The sequence below is a fragment of the Streptomyces sp. NPDC057877 genome (assembly GCF_042796855.1).
Lineage (GTDB): Bacteria > Actinomycetota > Actinomycetes > Streptomycetales > Streptomycetaceae > Streptomyces.
The window spans coordinates 61,644-87,162 of the sequence record NZ_JBHVMS010000011.1; the positions used below are offsets into that span (position 1 = coordinate 61,644).

At 71.6% G+C, this 25,519-nt stretch carries 18 protein-coding genes; 15 read left to right on the forward strand and 3 right to left on the reverse strand.

Annotated features, from left to right (window positions below):
* The first annotated feature begins 40 nt into the window (after window positions 1-40).
* The 5 genes from ACFVQG_RS30575 to gatB all read left to right on the forward strand — a co-directional run bounded on the left by ACFVQG_RS30575 (window position 41) and on the right by gatB (window position 6,298).
* Window positions 41-2,401: a putative bifunctional diguanylate cyclase/phosphodiesterase gene (locus ACFVQG_RS30575; RefSeq protein ID WP_383389549.1), complete on the forward strand. Its 2,361-nt coding sequence runs from the start codon at window positions 41-43 to the stop codon at window positions 2,399-2,401.
* Window positions 2,402-2,729: 328 nt separating this feature from the next.
* Window positions 2,730-3,026, forward strand: coding sequence for an Asp-tRNA(Asn)/Glu-tRNA(Gln) amidotransferase subunit GatC (gene gatC, locus ACFVQG_RS30580; RefSeq protein ID WP_004925108.1), 297 nt, complete (start codon window positions 2,730-2,732; stop codon window positions 3,024-3,026).
* Between the two features lie 6 nt (window positions 3,027-3,032).
* Window positions 3,033-4,532 (forward strand): Asp-tRNA(Asn)/Glu-tRNA(Gln) amidotransferase subunit GatA, encoded by a 1,500-nt coding sequence (gene gatA, locus ACFVQG_RS30585; RefSeq protein ID WP_383389551.1) that lies wholly within the window; start codon window positions 3,033-3,035, stop codon window positions 4,530-4,532.
* The gene (locus tag ACFVQG_RS30590) at window positions 4,529-4,768 is read left to right on the forward strand and encodes a hypothetical protein (RefSeq protein WP_383389553.1); all 240 of its coding nucleotides are present in this window, start codon (window positions 4,529-4,531) and stop codon (window positions 4,766-4,768) included. Before gatA ends, ACFVQG_RS30590 begins: the two co-directional genes overlap by 4 nt.
* A 15-nt stretch (window positions 4,769-4,783) precedes the next feature.
* On the forward strand, window positions 4,784-6,298 hold the full coding sequence (gene gatB, locus ACFVQG_RS30595; protein WP_383389555.1) for an Asp-tRNA(Asn)/Glu-tRNA(Gln) amidotransferase subunit GatB: 1,515 nt from the start codon (window positions 4,784-4,786) through the stop codon (window positions 6,296-6,298).
* 84 nt (window positions 6,299-6,382) lie between these two features.
* On the opposite strand, the gene ACFVQG_RS30600 is transcribed toward gatB, so the two are convergent.
* Window positions 6,383-7,162, reverse strand: a complete 780-nt coding sequence (locus tag ACFVQG_RS30600) for an SAM-dependent methyltransferase (protein ID WP_383389557.1) — start codon at window positions 7,160-7,162, stop codon at window positions 6,383-6,385.
* Window positions 7,163-7,447: 285 nt separating this feature from the next.
* Between ACFVQG_RS30600 and ACFVQG_RS30605 the strand changes: the two genes are divergently transcribed.
* From ACFVQG_RS30605 to ACFVQG_RS30625, 5 genes are all read left to right on the forward strand, one after another.
* Complete coding sequence (locus ACFVQG_RS30605) at window positions 7,448-9,688, forward strand: MMPL family transporter (RefSeq protein WP_383389559.1); 2,241 nt, start codon at window positions 7,448-7,450, stop codon at window positions 9,686-9,688.
* Window positions 9,663-10,238 (forward strand): GNAT family N-acetyltransferase, encoded by a 576-nt coding sequence (locus ACFVQG_RS30610; RefSeq protein ID WP_383389561.1) that lies wholly within the window; start codon window positions 9,663-9,665, stop codon window positions 10,236-10,238. The genes ACFVQG_RS30605 and ACFVQG_RS30610 overlap by 26 nt, the downstream gene beginning before the upstream one ends.
* A gap of 35 nt (window positions 10,239-10,273) precedes the next feature.
* Entirely contained in the window at window positions 10,274-10,879 is a 606-nt protein-coding gene (locus ACFVQG_RS30615; RefSeq protein WP_383389564.1) for a hypothetical protein, read from the forward strand.
* A 179-nt stretch (window positions 10,880-11,058) separates the two neighbouring features.
* Window positions 11,059-11,244, forward strand: coding sequence for a hypothetical protein (locus tag ACFVQG_RS30620; protein ID WP_383389567.1), 186 nt, complete (start codon window positions 11,059-11,061; stop codon window positions 11,242-11,244).
* A gap of 62 nt (window positions 11,245-11,306) precedes the next feature.
* The gene (locus ACFVQG_RS30625) at window positions 11,307-14,357 is read left to right on the forward strand and encodes an AAA family ATPase (protein WP_383389569.1); all 3,051 of its coding nucleotides are present in this window, start codon (window positions 11,307-11,309) and stop codon (window positions 14,355-14,357) included.
* A 295-nt stretch (window positions 14,358-14,652) separates the two neighbouring features.
* Here ACFVQG_RS30625 and ACFVQG_RS30630 read toward each other — a convergent pair whose 3' ends face one another.
* Complete coding sequence (locus ACFVQG_RS30630) at window positions 14,653-15,828, reverse strand: PQQ-dependent sugar dehydrogenase (RefSeq protein ID WP_383389946.1); 1,176 nt, start codon at window positions 15,826-15,828, stop codon at window positions 14,653-14,655.
* 206 nt (window positions 15,829-16,034) lie between these two features.
* Window positions 16,035-17,033 carry an aldo/keto reductase gene (locus tag ACFVQG_RS30635; RefSeq protein WP_383389571.1) on the reverse strand — a complete coding sequence of 333 codons (999 nt, stop codon included), beginning with the start codon at window positions 17,031-17,033 and terminating at the stop codon, window positions 16,035-16,037.
* 76 nt (window positions 17,034-17,109) lie between these two features.
* Between ACFVQG_RS30635 and ACFVQG_RS30640 the strand changes: the two genes are divergently transcribed.
* From ACFVQG_RS30640 to ilvC, 5 genes are all read left to right on the forward strand, one after another.
* Window positions 17,110-18,060: a 2-hydroxyacid dehydrogenase gene (locus ACFVQG_RS30640; protein ID WP_383389573.1), complete on the forward strand. Its 951-nt coding sequence runs from the start codon at window positions 17,110-17,112 to the stop codon at window positions 18,058-18,060.
* A 468-nt stretch (window positions 18,061-18,528) separates the two neighbouring features.
* Window positions 18,529-21,726 (forward strand): putative bifunctional diguanylate cyclase/phosphodiesterase, encoded by a 3,198-nt coding sequence (locus ACFVQG_RS30645; RefSeq protein WP_383389574.1) that lies wholly within the window; start codon window positions 18,529-18,531, stop codon window positions 21,724-21,726.
* A 243-nt stretch (window positions 21,727-21,969) separates the two neighbouring features.
* Window positions 21,970-23,817: an acetolactate synthase large subunit gene (locus tag ACFVQG_RS30650; RefSeq protein WP_383389576.1), complete on the forward strand. Its 1,848-nt coding sequence runs from the start codon at window positions 21,970-21,972 to the stop codon at window positions 23,815-23,817.
* 21 nt (window positions 23,818-23,838) lie between these two features.
* Window positions 23,839-24,363, forward strand: coding sequence for an acetolactate synthase small subunit (gene ilvN / locus ACFVQG_RS30655; protein ID WP_362758534.1), 525 nt, complete (start codon window positions 23,839-23,841; stop codon window positions 24,361-24,363).
* A 118-nt stretch (window positions 24,364-24,481) separates the two neighbouring features.
* Window positions 24,482-25,480, forward strand: coding sequence for a ketol-acid reductoisomerase (gene ilvC, locus ACFVQG_RS30660; RefSeq protein ID WP_383389578.1), 999 nt, complete (start codon window positions 24,482-24,484; stop codon window positions 25,478-25,480).
* Window positions 25,481-25,519 lie beyond the last annotated feature (39 nt).

Sequence of the window (25,519 nt, forward strand, 5' to 3'; positions counted from 1 at the left end):
CCGCGTGGCGTGGGCACCGCCGGCTGTGAGAGGGACGGGAATGGAACCGACCGAGAGCGCCGCCCCGGACTCACGGCTGCGCCGGATGGCCGGCGCCTGGCGGGCGGGCCGCCGCCCGCCGTGGCGGACCGGCACGGGCGGACGCGACGGCCTCGCCGCGCAGGCACCCGGACCCACGGGCCCCGGACCCACGGGACCCGGGCACGTCCGGCCGCCCGGACACGGCGGCTCCCTGCACGTCGGGTCCGCACGCCTGGGCCACGGGCACGGGCACGGGCACGGCGGGCATGTCTCCGGGCACCACGGCGTCGGGCACACCGCCGGACTGCCGGGGACCGGACCGGGCCCCGACGCCAACCAGCAGCTGTCCTGGCCCGCGCTGCCCGCGGCCGTCGTGGCCGCCGCCGCGTTCGTCCTCGGCGCCGGGTTCCTGCGGGCCTTCACCGGCAACCACGCGCTCTTCCCGTCCGGCACGGTCGGCTGGTCGCTGGCCGTCCTCACCGGCATCATCGTCGGCCACCTGGTCGCCCTCGGCCGCGCCCGCTGGTGGGGCGGCCCCGGCTCCGGCGCCGCGCTCACCCTCGCCGTACTGCTGCTGTACGGCTGGGTGCCCGCCGGGATGGTCTCCCTCACCGTCGTCGTGCTGGTCGGCATAGCCCGCCGCCACCGCTGGCGGCAGGGCGTGCTGCACGGCGCGGTGGACATCCTCGGCATAGGCGCCGGCGCCCTGGTCCTGGCCGCCTTCGGACGGGTGCCGTCCGTCGAGAAGCCCTGGCCCCCGGACACCTGGACCCTTTACACCGCCCCCGGCGTCGTGCTGGTCGCGGTCGCCTACCTCGCGGTCACCCGCACCCTGCTGTGGTACCTCCACGCGCCACCCCGCAGCCGCGGGCTGGCCACCATCGCCCGCACCGCCCTGGTCAGACAGGGCCTGGTCGCCGTCGCGCTGCTCGGTATCGCGCCCCTGGTCTGCGTGGTCGCCATCGCCGAGCCGATCCTGCTGCCGCTGTTCGCCATCCCGCTCATCGCCCTCGACTCCACCCTGTGGATGGCCCGCGCCCGTGCCGAGGAACAGTTGCGCGACCCGCTGACCGGGCTGCCCAACCGGCAGTGGCTGCTCGAACGCATCTGGACCGCGCTGGACGACGCCGAACGCATCGGTGCCCGCTCGGCGCTGATGCTGATCGACCTCGACCGTTTCCGGTCGGTCAATGACACCCTCGGTCATCTCGCCGGTGACCGGCTGCTGCTCCAGACCGCCGACCGGCTGCGGCTGGCGCTGCCGCGTGGTGCGGAGGCCGCGCGGCTCGGCGGGGACGAGTTCGCCGTCTTACTGCCCGTCGCCGACTCCACCACGTCCGCGACCCGGGTCGCCCGCGGTCTGGTCGCCGAACTCAGCGCCCCGCTCGACCTCGACGGGCTCACCCTCGTGCTGGAAGCCAGCGCGGGGGTCGCCGTCTTCCCCGACCACGCGCTGGACGCGGAGGGCATGCTGCGGCGCGCGGACGTGGCGATGTACCAGGCCAAGCGGGACCGTACGGGCGTGGAGGTCTACGAGTCCAAGCGGGACTCCAACACCCCGGACCGCCTCGGCCTCCTGGCCGACCTGCGGCGGGCACTGGACGCGCACGAGGTGCAGCTGCACTACCAGCCCAAGGTCCGTTTCGACGGGCAGGTGGCCGGGCTCGAGGCGCTGGTGCGGTGGGTGCACCCGGAGCGGGGGAAGGTGCCGCCGGACGAGTTCATAGCGATCGCCGAGTCCTCCGGGCTGATGCCGCACCTGACGGAGTACGTCCTGGATACCGCCCTCGGGCAGGTCGCCAAGTGGCGTGCGCAGGGGCTGCTGGTGCCGGTCGCGGTGAACGTCTCCCCGCGCGACGTGCACACGCCGGGCTTCGCGGGCTCGGTCGCCGCGCGCCTGGCCCGGCACGGGGTCCCCGCGGGGGCGCTGCAGCTGGAGATAACCGAGCATGTGCTGCTCGAGGACCCGCAGCGGGCCGCGGACACCCTCGCCGGGCTCACCGGGCACGGCGTGAAGATGTCCCTGGACGACTTCGGCACCGGGTACTCGTCGCTGGTGCATCTGCGGCGGCTGCCGGTGAGCGAGCTGAAGATCGACCGGTCCTTCGTGGCGCGGCTGGCCGTGGACAACGAGGACGCGGAGATCGTGCGCTGCACGGTCGATCTCGCGCATTCCCTCGGGCTGCTGGTCGTCGCGGAGGGCGTCGAGGACGACGAGACGTGGGAGCGGCTGCGGGACCTCGGCTGTGACGCCGTACAGGGGTGGCTGGTCGCCGCCGCGATGCCGCCGGACGAGACGACGGCGTGGCTGCGGGCGCGGGGGTCTCGGGGGTGGCAGCGGCCCGCGGCGGCGTTGCCCGCGGCGGCGTCCGACGAGTGAGGGGCTGATCACCGGTTCGCGGGTGCGGGTGCGTGGGCTTGAACCGCCGCTTCCCACCCGCTCGCCCGCCTGCCCGCCCGTGCGGGCCCGCTGAGGGGTGGCCCTCGCCCGTGGGGGCCGGTCGCCGGGTGCGTGGGCGGGCGCGGGCGCGTGGGGCGGGCTGCCTTTTCTCACCCGCTCGCCCTGGGCGGCTACGGGTGTGTCGCTGCCCGGGGATGCGGGCCATCGTGCCGCTGGGGTCGTCCCAACGAAACCGTTTAACGGCCAGCGCCCCCCGCCCCATAGGATTGGCCCCAAATCCAACACACTCACCCCAGAGGATCGCTGCATGCCTGGCATCACGCGCGAGGAGGTCGCCCACCTCGCCCGGCTGGCGCGTCTGGAGCTGAAGCCCGAAGAGCTTGATCACTTCGCTGGCCAGCTGGACGACATCATCGGCGCGGTCGCCCGCGTCAGCGAGGTCGCCGACCAAGACGTACCGCCGACCTCGCACCCGCTCCCGCTGACGAACGTCATGCGCCCGGACGAGGTCCGCCCGTCGCTCACCCCCGAGCAGGCGCTCTCCGGCGCCCCGGCCCAGGAGCAGCAGCGTTTCAAGGTGCCGCAGATCCTGGGGGAGGAGTAACCCGCCATGACGGACAGTTCCATCATCAAGCTCACCGCGGCCCAGACCGCCGAGAGGATCGCCTCCGGCGAGCTGACGGCCGTCGAGGTCACGGAGGCCCACCTCGCCCGTATCGAGGCCGTCGACGAGAAGGTGCACGCCTTCCTGCACGTCGACCGCGAGGGCGCCCTCGCCCAGGCCCGTGCCGTGGACGCCAAGCGTGAGCGCGGCGAGAAGCTCGGCCCGCTCGCCGGTGTCCCGCTGGCGCTGAAGGACATCTTCACCACCGAGGGCATCCCGACGACCGTCGGCTCCAAGATCCTGGAGGGGTGGATCCCGCCGTACGACGCCACCCTCACCAAGCGGCTGAAGGCGGCCGACGTCGTCATCCTCGGCAAGACCAACATGGACGAGTTCGCCATGGGGTCCTCCACCGAGAACAGCGCGTACGGGCCGACCGGGAACCCCTGGGACCTCACCCGCATCCCGGGCGGCTCCGGCGGTGGCTCCTCCGCCGCGCTCGCCGCGCACATGGCCCCGCTCGCCATCGGCACCGACACCGGCGGCTCCATCCGCCAGCCCGCCGCCGTCACCGGCACGGTCGGCGTGAAGCCGACGTACGGCGCGGTGTCGCGGTACGGCATGGTGGCGTTCTCCTCGTCCCTGGACCAGGGCGGGCCGTGCGCCCGTACGGTCCTGGACGCCGCGCTGCTGCACGAGGTGATCGCCGGGCACGACCCGATGGACTCCACCTCCATCGACGCCCCGATCCCGCCGGTCGTCGAGGCCGCCCGCAACGGCAGCGTGCAGGGCATGCGCGTCGGCGTCGTCAAGCAGTTCCGCGGCGAGGGCTACCAGGCCGGTGTCATCCAGCGCTTCGACGAGTCCGTGGCGCTGCTGAAGGAACTCGGCGCCGAGATCGTCGAGCTGGACTGCCCGTCCTTCGACCTGGCGCTCTCCGCGTACTACCTGATCGCGCCCTCCGAGTGCTCCTCCAACCTCGCCCGCTTCGACGGCCTGCGCTACGGCCTGCGGACCGGCGACGACGGCACGCACTCCGCCGAGGAGGTCACCTCCCTGACCCGCGAGGCCGGTTTCGGCCCCGAGGTCAAGCGCCGCGTCATGCTCGGCACCTACGCGCTGTCCAGCGGCTACTACGACGCCTACTACGGCAGCGCGCAGAAGGTCCGCACCCTCATCACCCGGGACTTCGAGAAGGCGTTCGAGCAGGTCGACGTGATCGTCTCGCCGACGACGCCGACCACCGCCTTCGCGATCGGCGAGCGCGCCGACGACCCGATGGCGATGTACCTCGCGGACCTGTGCACCATCCCGACCAACCTGGCGGGCAACGCCGCGATGTCCCTGCCCTGCGGTCTCGCGCCGGAGGACAACCTTCCGGTGGGCCTCCAGATCATCGCCCCCGCGATGCAGGACGACCGTCTGTACAAGGTCGGCGCCGCGGTCGAGGCCGCCTTCGTGGAAAAGTGGGGGCACCCGCTCCTGGAGGAGGCTCCGTCGCTGTGAGTGCACTGAACAAGGCCAAGGACTTCAAGAAGTCCAAGTCCGGTCTGTACATCTCCATGGCCACGTCGGCGTTCGGCGCCGTCGGGGTCTACAAGCAGATCAAGAAGGCCCGTGGCGAGAGCGACACGCTGCGGCTGCTGGACGCCGCGCTGACCGGCGCCGCCGTCGTGACCAACCTCGCCCTTCTCTACCGCGAGCTGAAGCGGCTGGGCGACGACGACGTCCTGATGGGCTGAGAGGGAAGTTTCACCGTGACCACCACGACCGACCTGGTGTCGTACGAGGACGCGCTGGCGTCGTACGACCCCGTCATGGGCCTTGAGGTCCATGTCGAACTCGGCACCGCCACCAAGATGTTCTGCGGCTGCTCGACATCCCTCGGCGCCGACCCGAACACCCAGACCTGCCCGGTCTGCCTCGGCCTGCCCGGCGCGCTCCCGGCCGTCAACGCGACCGGCGTCGAGTCCGCGATCAAGATCGGTCTCGCGTTGAACTGCGAGATCGCCGAATGGTGCCGTTTCGCCCGGAAGAACTACTTCTATCCGGACATGCCGAAGAACTTCCAGACCTCCCAGTACGACGAGCCGATCGCCTTCAACGGCTACCTCGACGTACAGCTGGAGGACGGCGAGACCTTCCGCGTGGAGATCGAGCGCGCCCACATGGAGGAGGACACCGGCAAGTCGACGCACGTCGGCGGTGCCACGGGCCGTATCCATGGCGCCTCGCACTCGCTGCTGGACTACAACCGCGCGGGCATCCCGCTCATCGAGATCGTCACCAAGCCGATCACCGGTGCCGGGGAGCGCGCTCCGGAGGTCGCGCGGGCGTACGTGCGTGAGCTGCGCGAGCTGATCCGTGCGCTCGGCGTCTCCGAGGCCCGTATGGAGATGGGCCAGATGCGCTGCGACGTGAACCTGTCGCTGATGCCGAAGGACGCCGACAAGTTCGGCACCCGCTCCGAGACGAAGAACGTGAACTCGCTGCGGTCCGTGGAGCGCGCGGCCCGCTACGAGATCCAGCGGCACGCCGCCGTGCTCTCCTCCGGCGGCACGATCGTCCAGGAGACCCGGCACTTCCACGAGGACACCGGGTCGACCACCTCGGGCCGGGTGAAGGAGGAGGCCGAGGACTACCGGTACTTCCCGGAGCCCGACCTCGTCCCGGTCGCCCCGTCGCGCGAGTGGGTCGAGGAGCTGCGCGCCACGCTCCCCGAGCTGCCGCTGGTGCGCCGCAACCGGCTCCGTGAGGAGTGGGGGATCTCCGGCACCGACATGCAGGCGATCCTCAACGCCGGTGCGCTGGACCCGATCGTCGCCACCATCGACGCCGGGGCCGACGCCGCGTCCGCCCGCAAGTGGTGGATGGGCGAACTGGCCCGCAGCGCCAACGAGTCCGGCCGGTCGCTGGACGAGCTGGCGATCACCCCGCAGCAGGTGGCCCGCGTCACCGAGCTGGTGGCCTCCGGCGACCTCAACGACAAGCTGGCCCGCCAGGTCATCGAGGGCGTCCTCGCGGGCGAGGGCACGCCGGACGAGGTCGTCGACAAGCGCGGTCTGAAGGTCGTCTCCGACGAGGGTGCCCTCGGCACCGCCGTGGACGAGGCCATCGCCGGGAACCCGGCCATCGCGGACAAGATCCGCGGCGGCAAGGTGGCCGCGGCCGGTGCGCTGGTCGGCGCGGTGATGAAGGCGACCCGCGGCCAGGCCGACGCGGCCCGTGTGAAGGAGCTGATCCTTCAGAAGCTGGGCGTCAGCGAGGGCTGACGGGCGTACGTACGGAGGGGGCCGCACCGGCATCGGTGCGGCCCCCTCCGCCTGTGCTCAGACGCGGCGTCCTGTCGCCTGTGCTCAGACGCGGCGTCCCACGACCCGCGCGAAGCCCAGGTTCTCGCCCTGGTCGACATGCAGCATCTTCGCCGACTCGCGCGCCATCCCGGCCATGAACTCGCTCGCACTCTCCTCGGCGCACACCTCGCTCCACAGCAGCCAGTCGCGCCAGCCGTCGGTCAGCCAGTCGGCCGCCTCGACCTCGACCGCGCCGCTGCGGGTCCAGTGCCGCCGCCACCAGGCGGGGGAGTGGAAGCACCAGAAGGCGGGCTCCCAGAAGGGCTTCAGCGGCTCGGGCGGCTCGGTGCCGTCGATCTCCTCGCGCAGCGCGGGGACGACCACCCCGATCCGCCCGCCGGGCTTGAGCAGCCGGGTCAGCGTGGGCAGATAGAGGTCGTCGGTGCCGAAGTACTGGTAGGCGTCGACGGAGACGATCGCGTCGAAGGTGCCCTCGCCGAAGGGCAGGTCGTGTGCCTCGACGGACACGGGCAGCACCCGGTCGGCGACCCCGGCCTCGGCGAGGCGTACGGCGTTGTCGTCGGGCTTGATCCACAGGTCGGCGGCGGTGACCTGGACGCCGTACTCCCTGGCCAGGAAGACGGAGGTCATGGCGCGTCCGCAGCCCAGGTCGAGCACCCGGGCGCCGGGGGGCAGGGTGTCGAGGCCGAGCGCCGGGGCCAGCCACTCCAGCTGCCAGAGCGCGTGCGGGCCCATCTGGTTCTCGATGGTCCAGCGGATGTCGTAGGTGTTGCTGCGGGGGTAGTGGGGATGGGTCAGGCGGTGGGTGAGATCGTCGGGCACGCGCGGACCGTAACAGGCGTCCAGTCGCCCCCGCACTCGGATTTCCGGGGTGGCCGATCGGTTCGATTGACCTACAAAGTTCACCTGATTGTCCTGTGAACTGCCTCCCACTCTTGTGAATCGGCCCACGAAAGACACAAACGATCATTTCCGGCTGCAAGAGTGGCAGGGCATTGCTCAAGCGTTCTTTGCGGGCTTTCAGTACATGCAGTACATGCTGCGCATGCACGACTGTTCGGCTGTTCCCGGTCAAAGATCCACAAGAGTCACCTTGGGAGCTGGCACGTGGCAGTCCTCGCACGCTGGTGTGTAAGGCACCGTATGGTCGCCATTCTGCTGTGGCTGCTCGCCTTCGGCGGAGTGACCGCCGCCGCCTCCGTCGCGGGATCGGCGTACTCCAACGACTACAAGGTGCCCGGCACCGAGTCCGGTCGCGCGGGCGAACTGCTCCAGCACGGCTTCCCGGGACTCGGCGGCGACAGCGACCACGTGGTCTGGCACACCGGCTCCGGCACCGTGCGTGCCCCCGACGTCGAACAGACGATGACCCGCACCCTGGACCGGATCGCCGACCTGCCCGGCGTCGCCGAGGTCGTCAGCCCCTACGACGACCAGGGCGCGGGCCAGATCAGCAGGGACGGCCACACCGCCTACGCCACGGTCACCTTCGAGGCCCCGGCCAAGGACATCGACGCGGGCCAGGCGCAGCAGGTGGTCGACACCGCGGAGGCCGCCCGGACCGACGGACTCCAGGTGGAGCTGGGCGGCAGCGCCATAGGGCTCACCATCTCCTCGGGCGGGCATCTCGCCGAGGTGGTCGGCGTGGTCGTCGCGGCCGTCGTGCTGTTCCTGGCCTTCGGCTCGCTCGCGGCCTCCCTGCTGCCCATCGCGACCGCGCTGGTCAGCGTCGGTACGGCGTACGCCGGGATAGTGCTCCTCGGGCACTTCATGACCGTCGCCGACTTCGCGCCCATGCTCGGCATGCTGATCGGGCTCGGCGTGGGCATCGACTACGCGCTGTTCATCGTCACCCGGCACAGACGCGGTCTGAAGCGCGGTCTGGACGTCGCGGAGTCGGTCACCAGCGCCGTCGCGACCACCGGACGCGCGGTGGTGTTCGCGGGTGCGACGGTGTGCATCGCCCTGCTGGGCATGCTGATACTGCGGCTGAGCTTCCTCAACGGGGTCGCCATCGCCGCCTCGCTGACCGTGATCCTCACCGTCGCGGCCTCCGTGACCCTGCTGCCCGCACTGCTGTCGGCCATCGGCATGCGGGCGCTCAGCCGCCGCGAACGCCGTCGGCTCGCCGAACACGGCCCGGAACCGGAGCTTCCCACCGGGTTCGCCGCCCGCTGGTCCGCCTTCGTCGAACGACACCCCAAGAAGCTCGGCGCCCTCGCGCTCGTCGTGATGGCACTGCTCGCGCTGCCCACCCTCTCGCTCCACCTGGGCACCTCCGACCAGGGCAACAACCCCGAGACCTCGACCACCCGGCAGGCCTACGACCTCCTCGCCGACGGCTTCGGACCCGGCGTGAACGGCCCGCTCACCCTCGTCACCGAGGTGCACGGCGGCTCCGACCGGCTCGCCCTCGACAACCTCGACCGCACCCTGCGCGCCACCGAGGGCGTCGCGTCGGTGACCCCGGTCACATACAACTCCGCCGGGGACACCGCGTACCTGACCGTCGTACCGGAGTCCTCCCCGCAGTCGAAGCAGACCAGCGATCTCGTCGAGCGGCTGCGCGAGGAAGTGCTGCCGCGTGCCGAGTCGGGCACCTCGCTCGACCTGCAGGTGGGCGGTGTGACGGCGGGCTACGACGACTTCGCGGATGTGATCGTCGGCAAGCTGCCGCTGTTCGTGGGGGTCGTCATCGGCCTCGGCTGTCTGCTGCTCCTGCTCGCCTTCCGGTCGGTCGGCATCCCGCTCAAGGCCGCCGCGATGAACGTCGCCGCCGTCGCCGCCGCCTTCGGGGTCGTCGTGGCGATCTTCCAGTGGGGCTGGGGCAGCGACCTGCTCGGCCTCGGCCGCGCGGGCCCCATCGAGCCCTTCCTGCCCGTGATCATGGTGTCGGTCCTCTTCGGGCTCTCCATGGACTACCAGGTCTTCCTGGTCAGCCGGATGTACGAGGAGTGGCTGGAGACCGGCGACAACCGGCGCGCGGTCCGCATCGGCCTCGCCGAGACCAGCCGGGTGATCAACTCCGCCGCCGTCATCATGATCTCCGTCTTCCTGGCCTTCGTGCTCAGCGGTGACCGGGTGATCGCGATGTTCGGCATCGCACTGGCCGCCGCCGTCGCCCTCGACGCCTTCGTGCTGCGCACCCTGCTGGTGCCCGCCCTGATGCACCTGCTGGGCGGCGCCAACTGGTGGCTGCCGGGCTGGCTGGACCGGCGGCTGCCGCGGATCAGCATCGAGCCGCCCGAGTGCCGTCCCGCCCTCGCCGATCATGAGAGGCTCACGGACGTCGTGGACGTACTCGAGAAGGAGCGGCAGCCGGATGTACGCGATATCCCTGGGCGCTGACGGAGCCGAACTGCGCCCGTTGGAGCCCTGGCACGCGGAGGAGTTCCTGGCCCACCTCGACCGTGGCCGGGAGTTCATCAACCAGCACATCCCGTTCGGGGCGAAGGCCACCGACGTCGACTCCGCGCGGGAGGTGATCAAGGCCTACGCCGACAAGCGCGCCGCCGACCGTGGCTCCATCCACGGGGTGTGGCTGGACGGCAAGCTCGTGGGCGGTGTCCTCTTCGTCTCCTTCGACGCCACCACCGGCAACTGCGAGATCGGCTGCTGGCTGGAGCCCTCGGCGGCCGGGCGGGGGCTCATCACGCGCGCGTCCCGCGTGCTGATCGACTGGGCCTTCGACGAGCGCGGGCTGCACCGCGTGGAGTGGCACGCCGCCTCCGAGAACACCCCCAGCATCAATGTCGCGCGGCGGCTCGGCATGACCCGGGAGGGCGTCCTGCGGCAGAGCTATCCGTGGCGCGACGGCCGTCAGGACTACGAGATCTGGGCCGTCCTCGCGCCCGAGTGGCACGACGCACGCGCGCGTGCCGCTCACAGGGATCATTAAGACACCTCTCAGACAGCGTCCGTACCGTGCGGGGCATGGGTACCAAGACTGAGGACCAGACCGGCACCGAGGACCAGACCGGCGCCGGGACGAACGCCACTGAGGAGGCGACCAGCGAGTCCACGGGCAGCACGGCGGCCGAGGAGACCGCAGCGGAGGAGACGGTCACGCAGGACGCGACCACCGGGGACGATGCGACGGAAGCCGTCGACGAGGAGGGCCCTGCCGCCCCCGCCGCCCCCGCCGCCTCCGGTGTCGGGCAGGGCGCGGGTGCCGTCGTCTCCGCCGCGCTCGGCATCGTCTCGCTCACCGGCGGCTGGATCGGCACCGTGGCCTCCGCCCGCCAGTCCCTCATCGGCCAGCTGGAGACCTCGCAGTCGTCCGACGTCGCCGAGATGGTCCAGCGGGGCTACGGCGACGCCTGGGCCGCCAACGCCCTGTGGGCGGGGCTGTTCGCGCTGGCCGCGCTGGTCGTCGGCGTCGTGGTCCTCGCCCGGCCCGCGTTCGGCGCGCCCAGCGCACCGCAGGCGCCGTGGATCAAGTCGGTCGCCTGGGCGGGCGTCGCGCTCGGCGTCATCGGCCTGCTGCTGGCCGTACTGAAGTACACCGACGTCCTGCTCGGACTGCCCGCCACCGGCTGAGCCACCCACCACCTCCTGAGGGGTCTTAGGTCCACGACCTGAGACCCCTCACCGCATCTAAGGCCCCACCCCCACCCAAGATGCGGAACTCTCCCGATGTGGCGCACCCACCTTGGAGACGAAGGTTGAGGCATCGCGGAACCGCGAAACCGAAACCGCCCTCCAGACCGGGAGAAGTCATGCACGAGTACGACCTCCATCACCTCCGCGCCGCCGAACTGCTCCGCCGCGCCGAGCAGGAGCGGCTGGCCCGCGAGGTCATCCGCGGCCGTCGCGCCCTGCGCCGCGAAGCCCTGCGACGCACCGCCGAGAGCGAGAGCCATACCGGCCGGACGAGACGCCTCCGCTTCCCGCGGGCTGCATGACCTCCGGCGGCGGCACACCGCGCCCGGGGAAAACCGGTGCCGCGTTGTCAGACCCCCGTGCGATGCTCTCGGCTGTGGAGACCAGGTCAGTCAGCCCCGTGTTCGTCGGACGCACCGCAGAGCTGAACACCTTGCAGGACGCGCTCGCCCGTGCCACCGCGGGCGAGCCGCAGGCATTGCTGGTCGGCGGTGAGGCGGGCGTCGGCAAGTCCCGGCTGATCGAGGAGTTCGCGGCCGCCGCCGCCCGCGAGGGCGCCGTCGTCGCGATCGGGGGCTGTGTCGAGATCGGCGCCGACGGGCTGCCGTTCGCCCCGTTCTCCACCGCGCTGCGCGCCCTGCGGCGGGAACTGCCCGCCGAGCTGGCAGCCGCGGCCGACGGCCAGGAAGGGGAGCTGTCCCGGCTGCTCCCGGAGCTGGGCGAGGCCCCCTCGGGACGCCATGACGAGGAGGGCATGGCCCGCCTCTTCGAACTGACCGCGCGACTGCTGGAGCGGGTCGCCGCCGACCGCACCGTCGTCGTCGCCCTGGAGGACCTGCACTGGGCCGACACCTCCACCCGCCACCTCCTCGCCTACCTCTTCCGCACCCTGCACACCGGCCGCCTCGTCGTCCTCGCCAGCTACCGCTCCGACGACATCCACCGCCGCCACCCGCTGCGCCCCCTCCTCGCCGAACTGGACCGGGTGCGCACGGTCCGCCGCATCGAACTCGCCCGCTTCAACCGTGCGGAAGTCGCCCGCCAGATCGCCGGGATCCTCGCGACGGAACCCGACCCCGCGCAGGTCGACGACATCTTCGAACGCTCCGACGGCAACGCCTTCTTCGTCGAGGAACTCGCCGTCGCCGCCCACGAGGGCTGCTGCACCGGCCTCACCGACTCCCTGCGCGACCTGCTGCTCGTCCGGGTGGAGGCGCTGCCCGAGAGCGCCCAGCGGGTCGCCCGCATCGTCGCCGAGGGCGGCTCCACCGTCGAGTACCGGCTGCTCGCCGCCGTCGCCCGGCTCGCCGAGGACGACCTCATCGAGGCGCTGCGGGCCGCCGTGGGCGCCAATCTGCTGCTCGCCGCGCCCGGCGGCGACGGCTACCGCTTCCGGCACTCACTGGTCCGCGAGGCGGTCAGCGACGACCTGCTGCCCGGCGAGCGCTCCCGCCTCAACCGGCGGTACGCCGAAGCGCTGGAGGCCGACCCCACGCTCGTCCCCGCCGACGAGCGCGTCATGCGCCTGGCCAGCTACTGGTACCACGCCCATGACCCCGCCAAGGCCCTCCCCGCCGTCCTGGACGCCTCCGCCGCCGCCCGCCGCCGCCACGCCTACGCCGAGCAACTCGGGCTCCTGGAACGCGCGATGGAGCTGTGGGACAGCACCCCCGAGGACGTCCGCGCCACCCTGCGCCCCGCCGACTACACCGAGGGCTACCCCCCGTGCGGCTGCGACCCGGCGACCACCCCGCTGCGCCATCTCGACCTGCTGGCGGAGGCCGCCGTCGCCGGACGGCTGTGCGGCGAACGGGAACGCGCCCTGAAGATCACCAAGCGCGCGCTACGGCTCCTGGAGGACGACGCCGACCCGCTGCGCGCCGCCTGGTTCTGGACCCAGCGCTCCCGGCTGGTGCAGGCACTGGCCCGCGGCGACGGCTGGCGCGAACTGGGCATCGCCCAGGACCTGGTGCGCGGCCTGCCGCCCTCCGAGGTGCACGCCGGTGTCCTCACCCTCGCCGCCAACTGGTCGATGCTGCACGAACCCGGCCCCGACGCCCTCGCCGCCGCCGAACGCGCCGTGGAGTACGCCCGGATGGTCGGCGCCCGTGAGATCGAGCTGAACGCCCGCGTCACCCTCGGCGGCCTCGTCGTCGACTCCGGCGACCACGAAGCCGGGCTCACCCAGACCCGGGAGGCGATGGACGAGGCCTTGGCCGAAGGCGTCACCCAGGTCGCGGGCCGCGCCTATGTGAACCTCCCCTCCGAACTCGAATCGGTCGGCCGCTCCAGGGAGGCCGTGGCGCTCCTGCGCGAAGGCGTCGCCTACACCCGCAAGTACGGCCAGCTGGACGCCGAGGCCTGGATCTGGGGCAACCTCTCCGACTCGCTGTACGCCCTGGGCGACTGGGAGGAGTCCGCCGAGGCCGCGGCGAACGCGCTGCGCCGGGGACAGAGCGCCAAGGCCCAGGGCATGGGCGCCATGTGTCTCGCCCATGTCGCCCTGTCCCGGGGGGACGTGGCCGAGGCGCACCGGCAACTGCGCGCCGCCCACGCCTACTTCGGCTCCCATGACCCGGTGGCCCAGGAGCGCCTCCCGCTCGCCCGCATCGCCGTGGGCGTCGCCGCCGCCGAGGGCCGCATCCTCGACCTGCGGGAGCAGGTCATCGAAGCGCTGGACGCGGGCGTGCCGCTCGGCACCCACCGCTACGGCTGGCCCCTGCTGCTGGCCGCCGCCACCGCCGAGGCCGACGCCCGCACCCTGCCCGCCGCCGCGCCCGGCCGCGAGGAGTTCCTCGAGCGCCTCTTCACCACGGTCAGGACACTCACCACCGACGCCCCCATCTGGCTCGCCCATGAACAGTGGGTCCGGGCCGAACTCCACCGCGCCGAGGGCACGGCCACCGCGGACACCTGGTCCCCGGTGGTCACCGCCTTCGAACAACTGGAGCGGCCCTACGACCTCGCCCGCGTCCGCCACCGCCTGGCCGAGGCCCTGCTCTGGGCCACCCCCGGCACCGACGACGACCGCGACCGCGCCACCGAGCTGCTGCGCCTGGCCCACGCCGTCGCCGAACACCTCGGCGCCCGCCCGCTCGCCGACGCCACCACCCGGCTCGCCCAGCGCGCCCGCCTCACCCTGCGCCACACCTCCGACCCCGCCCCGGCCCCCACCGACCCCGCCACCGCCCTCGGCCTCACCACCCGCGAACGCGACGTCCTGCGCCTGGTCTCCGCGGGCCGCACCAACCGCCAGATAGCCGAGGAACTCTTCATCTCCCCCAAGACCGCCAGCGTCCACGTCTCCAACATCCTCGCCAAGCTCAGCGTCTCGGGCCGGGGGGAGGCGGCGGCGGTGGCGCATCGGCTGGGGTTGTTCGCTTCGGGGTCGGACGGCCGGATGGCCACGCGCTAACGGGCTTTGGCAGTGGCGGAGGAGCCGTGTTGTCTTCAGGTCGCATGCACCGAGCGCGCCGCGGCTCAGCGTGACGCGCTTCCCGAGGACCGGCGCGAGCTTCTGGAGCGAGGGCCGCTGAAGCTCGCCGAAGATCCCTTCACGCCGGTGTCCCAGGCCGTCAGCGGTGAGGACATCCGCATGGTGTCGGTCGCGCCTGGACTGACCGCCGACCACATGAGTCACCGGGCCTTCCCGATCCTCCTCTCCGTGGCGATTCCCGACCAGTCGCTCATGACGACCAGGAGCAGCCGCCCTAGCTCACCCGCACCTCCAGAATCCGGTCGTCCCCGCCCTCCGGGGACCCCCGGCCGTCCGTCTCGCTGGTGATCAGCCACAGCTTGTCGCCGCCCGCGGAGGCCACCGTGCGCAGGCGGCCGTGGTCACCCTCCAGGAAGGACTGGGGGTCGGCGGAGGCCTCCGTGCCCTTCAGGGGGATGCGCCACAGGCGTTCGCCGCGCAGGCCCGCCATCCAGACGGAGCCCTCGGCGTAGGCGATGCCGCTGGGGGAGGCCTCGTCGGTGGACCACTGGGCTAGGGGGTTGTGGAAACCGGCCTCGTCGGATGTGCCCTCGGCCTCGGGCCAGCCGTAGTTGTCGCCCGGCTTGATCGCGTTCAGCTCGTCCCAGGTGTCCTGGCCGAACTCCGCGGCGAACAGGCGCTGTCTGGAATCCCAGGCGAGGCCCTGGACATTGCGGTGGCCGTACGAGTACACCGCGGAGTCGCCGAACGGGTTGCCCGGTGCCGGGTCGCCCTCCGGGGTCAGACGGAGGATCTTGCCACCCAGGGACTCCCTGTCCTGGGAGAGGCCCTCCTCGCCGCTCTCGCCCGTGCCCGCGTAGAGCATCTTGTCGGGGCCGAAGGCGATCCGGCCGCCGTTGTGGATGAAGCCCTTGGGGATGCCCCGGAATATCGTGTCCGGGGCGCCGAGCTGCTCGCCGGAGGGCTTGCCCGTGTCGTACAGCATCCGGACGATGCGGTTGTCCGAGGCCGAGGTGAAGTAGGCGTAGACCATCTGGTCCGAGGCGTAGTCGGGGGAGAGGGCCAGGCCCATCAGACCGCCCTCACCGGCCGGGGACACTCCCGGCACCTCGCCCACCTCGGTCTTCTTGCCGGTCTCGGTGTCGATCCGGGTGATCGTCCCCTCGTCGCGGGAGGAGACCAGGAGATCGCCGTCGGGCAGCGCCGCGAGGCCCCACGGCGTGTTCAGGCCCTCGGCGACGGTCCGCACGACCTTCGCCGAGCCCTTCGCGGGCGGCGTCTCCTCGGCCGCGGCCCCGCCGGACGGGGACGCCTCCGTCGCCGTACGGCTCGGGGCCGTGCTCTCACCGCCGGACGCTTCCCCTCCCTCGTCGCCACCGGAGCAGCCTGCCGTGAGCAGGAGAGAGGTCACGGCCACCGCGGCCGGTACAACTCGACGTAGCACGATCATGGTCCCTTCGACGCGGGCATCCAGCGGCAGGTTCTCCTTGTCATACACCGCCCGCGCCTCCCAGGTTCCCGATCACCACCATCCGAATCAGCGCAGGGGTCGCGCGGCGGCTGTCCGACGGGCCTGGGAACCCGGCGTCACGTGGATTCTGGGCTTTCGGTCTTGGGTGGTCGGGCGTCCCTGCTGCCTTGAGTGGTCGGGCGCCCCTACTCCCAAGACCCCTGCGCGCCCGGCAACTCCCCCACCACCGCCAACTCCTCGGGTGACAGCCGTACCCCCACCGCCCCCGCGTTCTCCGTCACCCAGCGCTCCCGCTTCGTCCCCGGCACCGGGACCACGTGGGAGCCCTGGGCCAGCACCCACGCCAGCGCCACCTGTGCCGGGGTGACGCCTTCGCCGTGCCGGGCGGCGATCCGGCGGAGTCCGGCCACTATCGGCTGGTTCGCGGCCATCATCTCGGCGGTGAAGCGGGGGTGACGGGCGCGCATGTCGTCCGGTTCGAAGCCCTCGCCCGGGGTCAGCGTGCCGGTCAGGAAGCCGTTGCCGAGGGGCATCGCGGCCAGGAAGCCGATGCCGCGGGCCGTGCACCACGGGAGCAGTGACTCCAGGGCCTCGGGTGACCAGACGGACAGCTCCGCCTGGACCGCGCTCACCGGGAAGACCTGCTGCACTCGCTCCAGTTGACGGATGGTCGTGTCGTACAGGCGCGCGCCGGAGCGCCGCCCGCCCCGGGCGCCGACCGCGCACAGGCCCAACGACCGTACCTTTCCGGCCTGTACCAGCTCCGCCATCGCGCCCCAGGTCTCCTCCACGGGTATCTCGGGGTCGGCGCGGTGCAGTTGGTAGAGGTCGATGACGTCGGTCTGGAGCCGTCGCAGGGACGCGTCGCAGGCCCGTTTCACGTACCCGGGGCGGCCGTTGGCGACGATGTGCTGCTCGCCCACCAGCAGCCCGACCTTCGTGGACACGAACGCGTCCTCGCGCCGCTCCTTCAACACCCGCCCCACCAGTAGCTCATTGGTGAAGGGGCCGTACATGTCGGCGGTGTCCAGCAGGCTCACGCCCAGGTCGAGGGCGCGGTGCACCGCGCGGAGCGACTCGTCGCCCCGCTGCCGTGACGTGCTGTACGCCCAGCTCATCGGCATGCACCCGAGTCCGACGGCCCCCACCGAGAGCGCCGCCGCGCCGATCGTCCTGCGCTCCACCTGGCCGTAACCCTCCCTCTGCTGGCCCCCCAACCTAACCTCTGCGCCCGCGCGGGCCTGACATAGCCTCCTGACCATGACTGCTGACGTGTGGCTGCCCATTCCGCCGGAGGACATCGAGGGGCTTCCGCAAGGGCCGAACTACCTGTTCTGGAACGGCGCCGAGGAGTTCCCCGGGGACCCCGCCGACTGCGTCTTCTACGTCGTGCCGTACATGAAGCCCGCCGGGGTCGGCGTACGGCCGTTGCCGGACATGCGCTCCGTCCAGGTCGTGCAGACGCTGTCCGCGGGGATCGACCATGTGCTGCCGGGGCTGAGGCACCTGGGCCCCGGGGTACGGCTGTGCAACGCGCGCGGGGTGCACGAGGCCAGCACCGCCGAGCTGACCCTGGCGCTGATCCTCGCCTCGCTGCGCGGCATCCCGGACTTCGTGCGGGCACAGGACCGCGGGGAGTGGCTAGGCGGTTTCCGGCCCGCGCTCGCGGACAAGAACGTCCTCATCGTGGGATACGGCTCCATCGGCGCCGCGATCGAGGACCGGCTCGCGCCCTTCGAACTCGCGCGGGTGGCGCGCGTGGCGCGCTCCGAGCGCACCACGGCGCGCGGTCCGGTGCATCCGCTCACCGATCTGTCCGGCCTGCTGCCCGAGGCGGACGTCGTCGTGCTCTCCACGCCGCTCACCGAGACCACCCGCCACCTCGTCGACGCCGACTTCCTGGCCCGGATGAAGGACGGAGCGCTGCTGGTCAACGTGGCCCGGGGCGCGGTCGTGGACACCAAGGCGCTGCTCGCCGAGCTGGAGACCGGGCGCCTCAGCGCCGCCCTGGACGTCACCGACCCCGAGCCGCTGCCCGCCGACCATCCGCTCTGGCGTGCGCCGGGCGCGCTGATCAGCCCGCATGTCGGAGGGCCCACGTCCGCGTTCCTGCCGCGCGCCGAGCGGCTCCTGGTGAATCAGTTGAGGCGTTTTCTGAACCGGGAGCCGCTGGGCAACGTGATCCTTACGACGGGCGCAACGGACGGCTGACCCACCGGCCGGGGCGTCGCGCCATCCGCTTCGGGCACGGTCCGCAACCCTTCGGGTGCGGTCCGTACTCGTATTCCCGCTGGTGGTCACGGAGCGTAGAGAAGCTATGTCCCTGAGTGACGAGACTGGTGTATCGTCCCGACAGGGGTTGCGCCGTGACCCGTTCGGCGCCGGGGATGGACATTTCAGACTGCGAGGGGGGCGACGGGCGATGCACGGCCTATGGACCAACGATCCGACGCGGCAGGACCGCCGACGGCGACCCTGGCGCACGGCCGCGAGCAGACGCGGCCCGCATCCGGCCCCCGGCGGCCTCCATGGCCTCCACCGGTACGGCCTGCACCACCACATCCACCACACCCAGCACCACAGCCAGCAGCACCGCGGACACGGTTGCCGCAGGAGGCACGCGCGCCCGGCCCGCCGGGACCAGCGCGACCGGACAGCGGTGCGGACCGGGAGGCCCCGGTGAACTCGCCGCCGACCGCCGTCACCCTGGACACGACACCACGCGCGCACCCGCACTCCGGCGCCCCGCTGCTGCGCCGTCCGACCGCCTCCAGCGCGGTGGGCGGCCGGACCGGCGACCGCACGAGAAGCGGGTCGAGCATGATCCACCAACTGCTGCTGGCCCTGGTCTGCGCGGGATACGCCGTCGGTTCCGCGCTCGGCTGGGGGTCCAGACAACTCGCGCTGATCATGGGCGACTTCGGGCTGAGCGCCGCCGCGGCCACCGCCGCGGTGTCCTGCCTGCTGTACGCCCGCAGCCGCCGGGTCCCCTTCCGCACCGCCTGGCTGCTGTTCGCCCTCTCCTCGGCGATGGCCGCCCTGGGCAACGCGGTCTGGGGCTGGTACGAGGTCGTGCTGGGCCGTGACATGCCCAGCCCGAGCTACGCCGACCTGTTCTTCCTGTGCTTCGCGCCGCCCGCCATCGTCGGCCTGCTGGTGCTCGCCAAACGGCCGGTGAGCAGGGCGGGCTGGGTCTGCCTGGCGCTGGACTCCTGGCTGATCGGCGGCTCGCTGCTGACCCTGTCCTGGAGCCTCGCGCTGGCCCAGGCGGCCCAGGTGGAGGGCGCCAGCGTCTCGCACGCCGCGCTGTCGCTGGCGTACCCGCTGCTGGACATCGCCCTGGTCAGCATGGTGCTCGCGCTGCACTTCCGGCGTTCCGGCACCAACCGCTCCGCCGTCAACACCGCCATCGGCGCCCTCGCCCTGACCGTGATGTGCGACGCCCTGTTCACCTCACCGCTGCTGCACGACACCTACAGCTCCGGCCAGTTGCTGGACGCGGGCTGGTTCGCCGGGTCCCTGCTGCTGGCGTACGCCCCCTGGGTCGCGCCCCGGCACGGCCACGGCGCGGACGAGGGGCACACGCGCGTGGTGCACGAGCACCTCCCGGGACAGCGCTCGGGTCACCCGGCGCACCACGGGACACCACCGCACCACGGGACGCCACCGCACCACGGGACGCCACCGCCACCGCCCCCGCCGGGCTCCGGGCAGGGCGAGCACAGCCGCTATCCGGCCAACCGGCCCCTCACCGGCTCCCTGGCCGCCCTCACGCCGTACCTCGCCGCGGCCGTCTGCACCCTGGGGATCCTCTACAACGTCCTCAACGGCCGCAGCGTCGACCGCGTGGTCCTCTTCACCGGCGGCACCGTCGTGCTGGCGCTCGTCGTCCGGCAGGGCATCATGCTGCTCGACAACATCACCCTCACCCAGGAACTGGCCCAGAAGGAGAACCACTTCCGCTCCCTGGTGCAGGGCTCCAGCGACGTCATCATGATCGCCGCCCCCAACGGCATCCTCCGGTACGTCTCCCCGGCCGCCGCCGGGGTCTACGGCCGCCCCGCGGAGGATCTGGTCGGCACCGAACTGGCCGATCTCATCCACCCGGAGGACCTGGGCTGTGTGGTGCACGAGGTGCGCCGCTTCCTCGCCGCCAGCCCACTGGAGGAGGCCACCACCCGTATCGAGTGCCGCTTCCGCTCCGGCGGTGGGGGCACCTCCCGCTCGGGCGAGGCCGAGAGCGGGGGAGGCTGGCTGAACGTCGAGTCCACCGTCAGTCGCCACCACGGTGGGCTGATCTTCAACAGCCGGGACGTCACCGAGAGAGTGCGCCTCCAGGCGCAGCTCCAGCACAACGCCGAGCACGATCCGCTCACCGACCTGCCCAACCGCGCCCTGTTCACCAAGCGGGTGCAGCAGGCGCTGTCCGGCCGTCGCGCCACCGACCGAGGGGCCGCCCTGCGCGGCACGGCGGTGCTTTTCATCGACCTGGACGGCTTCAAGGCGGTCAACGACACCATCGGGCACCAGGCCGGGGACGAACTCCTCGTGCACGCCGCCCGACGGCTCCAGGAGGCGGTCCGGCAGGGCGACACCGCCGCCCGGCTCGGCGGCGACGAGTTCGCGGCCCTGATCGTCTCGGACGGCGCCCGCGACCGCGCGGCCCGCGAACGGCACATCCTGGAACTGGCCGACCGCCTCCGGGTCACGCTGTCCCAGCCGTACGCCATCGGCGGCAACGATGTCCGTGTGGCCGCCTCCATCGGTGTCGCCTTCGCCGAACCCGGCCTCGGCGCGGGCGAACTGCTGCGCAACGCCGACCTGGCGATGTACCGCGCGAAATCGGCCGGAAAGGGCCGGGTCGAGCTGTACAAGCCGCAGATGCAACAGGACGTCGTACGCAAGGCGGAACTGGCCACCCGGCTGCGGGCCGCACTGCACGACGGCGAGTTCACGCTGCTGCACCAGCCGGTGGTGTCCCTCGCGGACGGCCGGATCACCTCGGTCGCCGCGCAGGCGCGCTGGCGGTCGTCCCAAGGGGTGCTGTTCACGCCCGCGGAGTTCCTGCGGGTCGCCGAGGACAGCGACAAGACCGCCGAACTGGGCCGCTGGCTGCTCCAGGAGGCCGTGGAACAGGCCGCGGAACGCACCGCGACCGGTCTCGCCGTACCCGTGGTGGTGCGGATGAGCGCCCGCCGCCTGCTGGACCGCTCCATGCCGCTCAGTTCCGTCGAGGCGCTGCTCACCCGGCACGGGCTGCCGTCGGGGTCACTCGTCATAGAGCTGTCCGACATCGACCCCCGGGTCAGCCTGGACGACCTGGAGCGCCGGTTGAGCGGCCTCCGGCGGCTCGGGGTGCGGATCGCGCTGGACGGCTTCGGCGGCGGCTGCGCGGTCCTCACGGCGCTGCGCAGGCTCCCCGTCGACGTGCTGAAGCTCGACCGCTCACTGGTCGAGGGCGTCGTCGAGTCCGCCCGGCTGCACAAGATCACCGCCGGACTGCTGCGGATCGCCGCCGACCTCGGACTCACCTCCGTGGCCGAGGGCGTGGACCTCCCCGAGCAGGTGGCCGTCCTGCGCGCGATGGGCTGCACGCACGGACAGGGCATGGCGTTCTCCGCCCCGCTGGACGAGTACCGGCTGCGCCGGGCGCTCACTTCCGGCCACTGCCCGGTCCCGCACGAACCGGCCGAACCCGCGTTCGCGGGAAGCGGTACGGGCGTGTACGGCAGCGGGATGAACGGAGGCATCAACAGCGGCATGAACGGAGGCATCAGCGGCTCCATGAGCGGCGGCATGACCAGCGTGCTCAGCGCCGGTCCGCCCCTGAGCGCACCCCTTCGTTCACATAATGAGACTCCCGTCCCACCCACTTGACAGTCGGTGCGTGCCGGGGGGAGGGTCTGTGCCATGCGCACCCGAATTCTCGTACTTGGAAAGCGCGTCGGCTGAAGCTGGTGACGTCCGGGCCGACCCGGAACTCCCAGCGACCTCTCCCGGCGCGCTCCCCTCGCTTGCCTTACGGCACGAGGGGTTTTTTGTTGCACAGGCACCTGCCGTGCGACAGCCGCAGACCGTACAAAACTCGCACAAACCCTCAGCATCGAGAAGAGAATGCCGATGACCGAGCAGGCCACCGCGGCTAATCATCCGCAGCCGCGGCCCCGATCCGGAGGACACCAGTCCGCCCCCGAGCGCGTCACGGGTGCGCAGTCCCTCATCCGCTCTCTCGAGGAGGTCGGCGCCGACACGGTATTCGGCATTCCAGGCGGTGCGATCCTTCCGGCGTACGACCCGCTGATGGACTCCACCCGCGTCCGCCACGTCCTGGTCCGGCACGAGCAGGGCGCCGGACACGCCGCCACCGGCTACGCCCAGGCCACCGGCAAGGTCGGCGTCTGCATGGCGACCTCGGGACCCGGCGCCACCAACCTGGTCACCCCGATCGCGGACGCCCACATGGACTCCGTGCCGCTGGTCGCGATCACCGGCCAGGTCGCCTCCCGGGCGATCGGCACCGACGCCTTCCAGGAGGCGGACATCGTCGGCATCACCATGCCGATCACCAAGCACAACTTCCTCGTCACCAAGGCCGAGGACATCCCGCGCGTCATCGCGCAGGCGTTCCACATCGCGTCCACCGGCCGCCCCGGCCCGGTGCTGGTCGACATCGCCAAGGACGCCCTCCAGGCGCAGACCACCTTCTCCTGGCCGCCCACCATGGACCTGCCCGGCTACCGGCCCGTCACCAAGCCGCACGCCAAGCAGATCCGCGAGGCCGCCAAGCTGATCACCGCCGCCCGCCGCCCGGTCCTCTACGTCGGCGGCGGCGTCCTCAAGGCGGGCGCCACCGCCGAGCTGAAGGTGCTCGCCGAACTCACCGGAGCGCCCGTCACCACCACCCTGATGGCGCTCGGCGCGTTCCCGGACAGCCACCCGCTGCACCTGGGAATGCCGGGCATGCACGGTTCGGTCGCCGCCGTCACCGCGCTGCAGAAGGCCGACCTGATCGTCGCCCTCGGCGCCCGCTTCGACGACCGCGTCACCGGCAAGCTGGACAGCTTCGCCCCGTACGCCAAGATCGTGCACGCCGACATCGACCCCGCCGAGATCGGCAAGAACCGGGCCGCGGACGTGCCGATCGTGGGCGACGCCCGCGAGGTCATCGCCGACCTGATCCAGGCCGTGCAGAAGGAGCACAGCGAGGGCCACCAGGGCGACTACAGCGCCTGGTGGAACGACCTGAGCCGCTGGCGCGAGACCTACCCGCTCGGCTACGACCAGCCCGACGACGGGTCGCTCTCCCCGCAGCAGGTCATCGAACGCGTCGGGCAGCTCGCCCCCGAGGGCACGATCTTCGCGGCGGGCGTCGGCCAGCACCAGATGTGGGCGGCGCACTTCATCCAGTACGAGAAGCCCGCGACCTGGCTCAACTCCGGTGGTGCCGGGACGATGGGCTACGCGGTCCCGGCCGCGATGGGCGCCAAGGCCGGGGCGCCGGAGCGCACGGTGTGGGCGATCGACGGCGACGGCTGCTTCCAGATGACCAACCAGGAGCTGACCACCTGCGCCCTGAACAACATCCCGATCAAGGTCGCCATCATCAACAACGGCGCCCTCGGGATGGTCCGCCAGTGGCAGACCCTGTTCTACAACCAGCGCTACTCCAACACCGTGCTGCACTCCGGCCCCCACGACGTCAACCCGGAGGCGCGCGGCACCCGGGTCCCCGACTTCGTGAAGCTGTCGGAGGCCATGGGCTGCTACGCGATCCGCTGCGAGGACCCGGCCGACCTCGACAAGGTCATCGAAGAGGCGAACTCGATCAACGACCGCCCCGTGGTCGTCGACTTCGTCGTCCACGAGGACGCCATGGTGTGGCCGATGGTCGCCGCCGGCACCTCCAACGACGAGATCATGGCCGCCCGTGACGTCCGCCCCGACTTCGGCGACAACGAAGACGACTGAGCGAGAGAGACGCAAAGAGACATGTCCAAGCACACGCTCTCCGTCCTGGTGGAGAACACCCCCGGCATCCTCGCCCGGATCGCCGCCCTGTTCTCCCGGCGCGGCTTCAACATCGACTCCCTCGCCGTCGGTGTCACCGAGCACCCCGACATCTCCCGCATCACCATCGTGGTGGGCGTCGAGGACCTGCCGCTGGAGCAGGTGACCAAGCAGCTCAACAAGCTCGTCAACGTGCTGAAGATCGTCGAGCTGGAACCCGGCTCGGCCGTGCAGCGCGAACTCGTTCTGGTGAAGGTGCGCGCCGACAACGAGACGCGCTCCCAGATCGTCGAGATCGTCCAGCTGTTCCGCGCCAAGACCGTCGACGTCTCCCCGGAGGCCGTGACCATCGAGGCCACCGGTTCCAGCGACAAGCTGGAGGCCATGCTGAAGATGCTGGAGCCGTTCGGCATCAAGGAGCTGGTCCAGTCCGGCACGATCGCGATCGGCCGCGGCGCCCGCTCGATCACCGACCGATCACTGCGCGCTCTCGACCGGTCGGCTTAACGCCAAGAACGGGCGGTCGCCCGTCTGCGACCGCCCGTATGCCGAGACCCCCGAACTTCCCCTCACCCCACCGTCATACGGTGGGACGCAACACCTGCACTCAAGGAGAGAACCCAAAGTGGCCGAGCTGTTCTACGACGCCGACGCCGACCTGTCCATCATCCAGGGCCGCAAGGTCGCGGTCATCGGCTACGGCAGCCAGGGCCACGCCCACGCCCTGTCGCTGCGCGACTCCGGCGTCGACGTGCGCGTGGGTCTGCACGAGGGCTCCAAGTCCAAGGCGAAGGCCGAGGAGCAGGGTCTGCGCGTGGTGAGCCCGGCGGAGGCCGCCGCCGAGGCCGACGTCATCATGATCCTGGTCCCGGACCCCATCCAGGCCCAGGTCTACGAGGAGCACATCGCCCCGAACCTGAAGGACGGCGACGCGCTGTTCTTCGGCCACGGCCTGAACATCCGCTACGGCTTCATCAAGCCCCCGGCCGGTGTGGACGTCTGCATGGTCGCCCCGAAGGGCCCGGGCCACCTGGTGCGCCGCCAGTACGAGGAAGGCCGCGGCGTGCCCTGCATCGCCGCCGTGGAGCAGGACGCCACGGGCAACGGCTTCGCGCTGGCCCTGTCGTACGCGAAGGGCATCGGCGGCACCCGCGCGGGCGTCATCAAGACCACCTTCACCGAGGAGACCGAGACCGACCTGTTCGGCGAGCAGGCCGTGCTGTGCGGCGGTACGGCCGCTCTCGTGAAGGCGGGCTTCGAGACGCTGACCGAGGCCGGTTACCAGCCGGAGATCGCCTACTTCGAGTGCCTGCACGAGCTGAAGCTGATCGTGGACCTGATGTACGAGGGCGGCCTGGAGAAGATGCGCTGGTCGATCTCCGAGACCGCCGAGTGGGGCGACTACGTCACCGGCCCGCGGATCATCACCGACGCCACCAAGGCGGAGATGAAGAAGGTCCTCGCCGAGATCCAGGACGGTTCGTTCGCGCAGGCGTGGATGGACGAGTACCACGGCGGTCTGAAGAAGTACAACGAGTACAAGAAGCAGGACTCCGAGCACCTGCTCGAGACCACCGGCAAGGAGCTGCGCAAGCTCATGAGCTGGGTCAACGAGGAGGCGTAGGCCTCACCGCGAGGGGCTGTCGCCGAGGGCGGCAGCCCC